Here is a 509-nt window from a genome sequence, read left to right on the forward strand (position 1 = left end):
ATTTAAGGCCATGGGGAGAAAGACCAATGCGTGATAGTAAGGCGATTTTTCATGATAGTAATAATGTGRTRTATATACATGAGCCAGTACTTTCTGATTTTGAAGAGGCAGTTGCAAACATTAAAAGAGATAAGAAAAGTATACTTAAAGCAAGAGAAGATGGAATTAAGATARTGGATTTAATAGTTGCTAAATGTAGRGATGGAGAAACTAAATTTAGACATTAYTGCTACAATGGACCAAGGCTACATTTTCAGCACCTAGATTATTAGGAGGATAATATGGAKTATATTAAATTAGARGATATTCCACAGGAGCTTGTAGGTGTTGCAAACTTTATGGGAATGGATAAGTTTATTGAGTTTTGTAATGAATATGGAGGAATWGCTATTTATTTTCCAAGTAAGAAGACACTTCTTAGAAATGGAAGAAATAGAGAGATTATAAAAATGTATAATGGAAAAAATATAAAGGATCTTGCGAGAGTATTTGAAATAAGTGAGGTTCAA

1 protein-coding gene and 1 pseudogene are annotated in these 509 nt (G+C 31.5%); both read left to right on the plus strand.

Features of this window, described 5'->3' with window-relative positions; genetic code table 11:
* Positions 1-272: pseudogene (locus G3997_RS03445) on the plus strand (replicative DNA helicase); the annotation flags it as partial.
* 9 nt (positions 273-281) lie between these two features.
* Positions 282-509: Mor transcription activator family protein (locus G3997_RS03450; protein WP_296648151.1), on the plus strand; the 228-nt coding region annotated here is incomplete at its 3' end.

It is taken from the genome of Romboutsia sp. 13368, from assembly GCF_018336475.1.
GTDB lineage: Bacteria > Bacillota > Clostridia > Peptostreptococcales > Peptostreptococcaceae > Romboutsia.